General features: G+C 71.8%; 4 protein-coding genes and 1 pseudogene. All 5 read right to left on the minus strand.

Features of this window, described 5'->3' with window-relative positions; all coding sequences use genetic code 11:
- Nucleotides 1–362, minus strand: a pseudogene (locus ACWC2T_RS45395) (LCP family protein); the annotation flags it as partial.
- A 658-nt stretch (nucleotides 363–1,020) separates the two neighbouring features.
- Nucleotides 1,021–3,612: a magnesium-translocating P-type ATPase gene (gene mgtA / locus ACWC2T_RS45400; protein ID WP_450676147.1), complete on the minus strand. Its 2,592-nt coding sequence runs from the start codon at nucleotides 3,610–3,612 to the stop codon at nucleotides 1,021–1,023.
- 43 nt (nucleotides 3,613–3,655) lie between these two features.
- Nucleotides 3,656–4,018, minus strand: coding sequence for an ArsR/SmtB family transcription factor (locus ACWC2T_RS45405; protein WP_351217031.1), 363 nt, complete (start codon nucleotides 4,016–4,018; stop codon nucleotides 3,656–3,658).
- A gap of 99 nt (nucleotides 4,019–4,117) precedes the next feature.
- Nucleotides 4,118–4,903 (minus strand): hypothetical protein, encoded by a 786-nt coding sequence (locus ACWC2T_RS45410; protein ID WP_450676145.1) that lies wholly within the window; start codon nucleotides 4,901–4,903, stop codon nucleotides 4,118–4,120.
- 56 nt (nucleotides 4,904–4,959) lie between these two features.
- Nucleotides 4,960–5,895, minus strand: a complete 936-nt coding sequence (locus ACWC2T_RS45415; RefSeq protein ID WP_450676146.1) for a heavy metal transporter — start codon at nucleotides 5,893–5,895, stop codon at nucleotides 4,960–4,962.
- Nucleotides 5,896–6,165 lie beyond the last annotated feature (270 nt).

Genomic DNA, 6,165 nt, shown 5'->3' on the forward strand with positions numbered 1-6,165 from the left:
TTCTCGCTGCCGCCCTTGCCGTCGAGCGCGACGCTGTTGATGTTGCCGTTCAGGTGCTCGTAGAACCACCAGCCCGCACCGGCCGTCACCACGATCAGTACGGACAGGGTGACAGCGGCGATCTTGAGCGCCCGTCGGGCGCGTCCGGCCGGCTGTGCACGGCGCCGCGACCGGGTAGCGCCCCGGGACCGGGTAGCGCCCTGTGACCGGGTAGCGCCCCGTGACCGAGAGCTGGCCCGGGCCGCGGCGCGGCCGCTCGATGGGCGCGTGCCCTCGGCCTCGCGGGTACGCTGGCCGGGCACCTGGCTGGTGGTGCGGCTGCGCGTGGCGGGGCCGTTCGGGCCGTCCCACGGGTCGCTCATCTTGCACTCCCACGAACGGTCGGGCTCGTCAGGCCGGGCCATCAGGGGGAGGGCCAGGCATGCGCGGCTGGGTCCGGACAGGCGAGGTGGGGCCTCACCCGGATTGCATGGTTGCGCAATCTAGCAAACCTGCGCCCTGGCCTGTGCAGACCCTCACGTATTCCACGGGTGGGGCAGCTCACGGGCGGGTGGACCGACGCCCTCACCCGGGTCGGGCCCGGCCGACCTCAGTGGTCGTTGCTTCCGTACCTGGCGATGATCCAGGCCGCGCCGCGTTCCGCCAGAGCCCGCCGCCGCCCCCGGCGCGAACGGCGCCTGGCGAGGCGTGGGGGCGGAGCCTCCGTCGGCATTGCCGCCACAGTGGCGAGACGGCCGGCGGCACGGGCCAGCTCCGCTCGCAACCCGTGGCGCCGCTCGGCGGAGCCGGCTCTCAATAACGCCGTGTACAGCCCTTCGACCTCGGCCAGTGCGGCACCCAGCCGCAGATTCGCATCACGCACTCGCCGAATGTCATCGCGCGGCATGGACGCCCTTCCTCCCCCGATCATGGTTCTACCCCCGTCGACTGGGATTATTGCGCAAGTCAGCAAGTCATCCTGCTCCGACGGCTCTTACCGCCTTCACCCGGTTCTGGCGCAGCCTGCGCCGCGGTCTGGGATCACTTACGGCGCGTCCTGGCCATCAGGAGAGCGGCGGCGTACAGGGCCAGGACCACGCCGAGCAGGGGGTAGTAGGCGGTCGGCAGGGTGGCGAGACCGAGCGGCGGGCCGAGCGGTGAAGGCGGCAGCGCAAGTCCGATGACGGACAGGGCGATCGCGGCCCAGCCGACCGGTCCCGGCCTACGGCCCTGCGCGCCCCGGCGGCCGGCCCGGAGCAGCACCATCACCAGGGCCTGGGTGAGCAGGTTTTCGGTGAACCAGCCGGAGTGGAACACCGCCTGGTCACCGCGCGTGCCGAGCCCGTGCAGAGTGAAGGCGAGCACGGCGAAGGTGGCGATGTCGGCCAGGGCGTTGAGCAGGCCGAACCGCGTGATGAAGCGCAGGAGGCCACGGGGGCTCAGCACGGTCGGCCGGCGCAGCGCCGACGGGTGCGGACGGTCGTGGGCGAAGGTGAGCTGGGCCGCGTCGAAGCAGAGGTTCTGGGTGAGGACCTGGGCGGGGAGCATCGGCAGGAAGGGCAGCAGCAGGCCCGCGGAGAGCATCGCGATCACGTTGCCGAGGTTGGAGGACAGCGTGATCCGCAGGTAGGTGGCGATGTTGCGGCCCGCATGGCGGCCCGCGTCGATGGCATGGGTGACAGCGGTGAGGTCCTTGTCCGCGAGCACCACGTCCGCGCCCTCGCGGGCCACGTCGGCGGCGCCCTGGGGAGCGATGCCGACGTCGGCGGCGCGCAGGGCGGGCAGGTCGTTCACGCCGTCGCCGAGGAAGCCGACGGTGTGCCCGGCGCTGCGCAGTGCCTGGGTGATGCGGGCCTTGTGATCGGGGGTGCAGCGGGCGAAGACGGTGGTACGGGCGACCACGTCGGCCAGTTCGGTGTCGGTGAGGGTGTCGATGGCGCCCGCGGTCAGCACGGCGTCGTCGGGGACCGGGATGCCGAGGTCGCGGCAGGTCCGGGCGGCCGTGCCGGGGTGGTCGCCGGTGAGGACCTTGACGGTGACTCCTTGGCCGGTGAGGACCTTCAGTGCCTCGGCGGCGGTGGGCGTGAGCGCGTCCCGCAGGGTGATCAGGCCGCGGAAGGTGAGGCCGCGTTCATCGGCCTCTGTGTAGTCCCGGGCGCGTGCCGGGCGTTCGGCGGTGGCGACGGCCAGGATGCGCAGCCCGTCGTCGGCCTGCCGGGCGGCGAGGTCGCGCAGGTGTGCGCGCTCCTGGTCCGAGAGGGTGCAGCGGGACAGTACGGCTTCGGCGTCTCCCTTGACGACCAGGGTGTGCATGCCGAGGCGGCCCGGCGAGCGGACGACTGCGGTGGCGAGGCGGCGCGCCGGGTCGAAGGGGACGGCGGCGACGCCGTCGTATACGAGGAGGTCCTGCTCGTCGACCGCGTTCAGGATCGCCTCGTCCAGGGCGTCGGGCTCGGGCAGGTCGGCGAGTTGCAGGGTCCACCAGGCGTTGACGGCGGCCCAGCGCAGGACCTCGGGGTCGTCCCGGCCGTCCGGGCCGAGGCTGCGGTCGATGACGGGCTGGTCCTGGGTGAGCGTGCCGGTCTTGTCCACGCACAGCACATCAGCGGCGCCGATGTCGTACAGGGCGGGGAGCCGTCTGACGATCACCCCGTGGGTCCGGGCCAGCAGTGAGGCGCCACGGGCCAGGCACGAGGTGACGAGGACCGGCAGCATCTCCGGGGTCAGCCCCACCGCCACCGCGACCGCGAACGGCAGAGTCTCCAGGCCGCGTCCGCGCAGCGCCGCGTTGGCCATCAGCACCAGCGGCGGCGTCAGCAGCATGAACCGGATCAGGATCCAGGAGACGCCGTGGACGGAACGGTCGAAGGCGCTCGGCTCCGGCCGGCCCGCCGTACGGCCGTGCGCGGCACCGAACCGAGTGCTCGCACCGGTCGCGGTGACGACCGCGGTGCCGCTGCCGGAGGCGATGCTACTGCCCAGGAAGCACCATTGCGGATGATCGAACGGCCCGCTCCCGGAGCCGACGGCCAAGTCGCCGGTGTGCTTCGCGACGGGCGCCGACTCTCCCGTCAGCGCGGACTGGTGCACCGTCAGACCGCTCGCGCGCAGCAGGCGCACGTCCGCCGGTACGACGTCACCCGGCCCGAGACGGATCACGTCGCCGACGACCAGGTCGTCCACGGGAATCTCGCGAGCGGTGGCTGCCGCGTCCTCGTCGGCGCGCCGCAGGACGGTCACCGTGGTGGCGACCAGTCGGCGCAACGCGGCCGTGGACCGGTCGGCCCGCTGCTCACCCGTCGCGCGCAGCACGCAGCTGACCACGACGAGGAAGAGGATCACCGAGGCGGTGCCCCAGGCGAAGACGGCGGCAGAGACCAGCCCGAGGCAGAGCAGGACCGCGGTGAAGGGATCACGCAGGCTGCGCACGAACAGTCGCGGCCAGGAAGCCGCGCCCGGAGCCGGAACCGTGTTGCCGCCGAACCGGGCCAGGCGTGCCTCGGCCTCAGCCTCCGTCAAGCCGCGCGGACCGCTGTCCAACCGGCGCAGGACCTCCAGCAGCGTCGGCGCGGAGAGCCCCGGCCCCGGCACCCCAGGAACTTCGGGCCCTGTCCACACCGCCGACAGCGCCACCGGAGCAGGCGGGTCCGCTTCCTGGTCCGATGCCGCTGTGCTCTCAGCCACTGGTCCCGTGCAGAAGTCGTACGGGCGCGGAACCCTGGTGGGAACGTGCCGTCAGCTGCCCGATCATCACGCGCACGAGCGTCACGACGTCCGGGTCGTCGATGTAGTAGACCTGCCGCCGTCCCTCACGGCGGGAGCGCACCAGTCCGGCGAGCTTCAGCTTCGCCAGGTGCTGGCTGACGGCGGGCAGGGCAACGCCCACCCGGTCGGCGAGGTGCGTGACATCGCACTCCCCCTGGGACAGCGCCCACATCAGGTGGAGCCTGACGGACGAGGCGAGCAGCCCGAAGGCGCCGGCGGCAGCCGCCAGCACGTCGGCCGACGGATCCTTGAAGCCACCGACGTTCCCAGCCACGGCCCTCTGCCCTCCCGCCCACACTTCACAGTCGACACTCATGCGCCCACCCAGTGTAGGCGCCGGGCGCAAGCAGTCCCCGCGATCACTTGGCCGGGGTCACTGCAGGACCCCGACGGCACGCGAGATGATCAGCGCCAGGGTCAGCAGCGAGATCGTGGACTGTGCGGACATCAGCAGCTTCGCCCAGCGGGACAGCGGCATGGTGTCGGTGGGGCTGAAGGCCGTGGCGTTGGTGAGGGCCACATAGAGGTAGTCCATGTACTGCGGCTCCCAGTCGTCGGGCGCGATGCCCTCTTGCTGCATCTGGGGAAAGAGGAAGTCCGGGTGCTGGTGCGTGCCCAGGGCACGGGCCGCCGGGCCGCCCCGGTCCCACTCCCAGTACCAGAGGCTGAAGGCGATGACGTTGGTCAGCCAGATGCCGCCTCCCGTCGTCAGCAGCGCAGCGGCGTTGGAACCCTCGGTACCGTGCAGCAGGTCACGTACCAGGATGACGGCCGACCAGCCGTTGGCGAGGCTGACCGCGGCGGCCAGCAACAGCCCCAGCACCCGCAGCAGACTCGACCGGTGCTCGATCCGTCGGTGCGGATGGGCCACCCACAGCGCCGCCATCAGAAACAGCTCCAGGGCGGGCAGTAGCCAGTGCGGATGGATGCTGAACCGTTCCGGCAGCGCCCACTGCACCCAGACGGCCACCAGCAGCGCCGCCATCACCGCCCAGCGCTGCTCACCTCTGGTCCGCCGCTGCCACGCGGGACGCCCGGACTCGGCTGCCTGCTCTGCCGGAGCGAGCAAGCCCTCGATCCGTTCCAGTCGGGCATGCAGCAGTTCGGTCCAGTGCTCGGGGTCAAGGCGCTGCGGAGGCGGGGTGTCATGGCTGGTCACGGGCGCCATTCTGACCAGATGCATGCGAGATTGCGCAAGCCTGCAATCACCCGCGCCTAGCTCACCCTCACGACCACCGTCGATGAATCCGCCGACGCAGGCGGGATGTGCGTCCAGCCATGGTCCGAGGCACCGCTGCTCCACCGGCGGTTGTCGAACGTGACCGACGCGGCGTGCAACGCGCCGGCGTGACAGACCAGCCACAGGGCGAGGGACCAGCCCGTGGCCGTCTCGGAGACCGGATAGCTGACGCCGTGGCCGGTCGTGGGGACGGCGGGCGGTACTCTGCCGAACTCCCGCCGGACCGCTGCAGTGACACCACCACCACCGCCGTCGCCCTCGGGTACGGCAGGTACGGCACCCGCCCCGGCGTCGTCGGCACCCTTCCCTCCGTCGGCCGGGGCGGCATTCCCACCGGTCTTGCCCACCCCGCTCACCGTGCAGGTCAGTGCGGGCCCCTCCTGTCCCGTCAGTACGTCGGCCAGCGTCGCCGCCGTGGCCTCATGTGCTGCGTAGGCCTCCGGGTAGCCGCTGTGCTGGACATCCTGCGCGGCGACGGTGACGGGCAGGTCGACGTAGTCCGGCACCTTGACCAGCGCGTCGAAGAACTTGCCCGACGCGTAGACGGGATCGCGGATCTGGTCGGGGCTGCCCCAGCCTTCGGACGGGCGCTGCTGGAACAGACCCACGGAGTCGCGGTCCCCGTAGGAGAGGTCGCGGAGTTTGGACTCCTGGATCGCGGTCGCCAGGGCGATGGTGACGGCCCGTCGCGGAAGGCCACGCGCGTGGGCCACGGCCGCGATGGTCGCGGCGTGGGCTGCCTGGTCCAGGTCGAGCGTGACGGTCGTGCCGTCCGTGCCGTGCGCCGTGCATTCGTCGGACGTCGCCGAGCGGATGAACCGGACGGCGAGATAGCCGATGAGCGCGAGGACCACGCCCACCCCGATCATCGCCGGCCACCACCGGCGGCGCCCCCTCCTGCGTGCCGCCACGCCGACCCTCCTCTTACCCGCCCTCAGCTACAGTTCAGTTGCGTCATTGCGCAACCATATAACCTTGCTGGCTGTGGTCCCGAGGGCGGGATTGCGGCGGGTGGACCCAATCGAAGGGGGAGGCATGACTGGTCGGCGGGCGGCGGCGCAGCCGGCAGTGCAGCCGGGCCGGGCAGGACGCCTGAGTGACCGGAACCTGGAGCTCGTCCTGCTCCTCGGCGCCATCCTCATCTGCTGCTACGGCTATGCGGAGACGGCCCTCGCCGTCAG

The sequence above is a fragment of the Streptomyces sp. NPDC001393 genome (assembly GCF_053597455.1).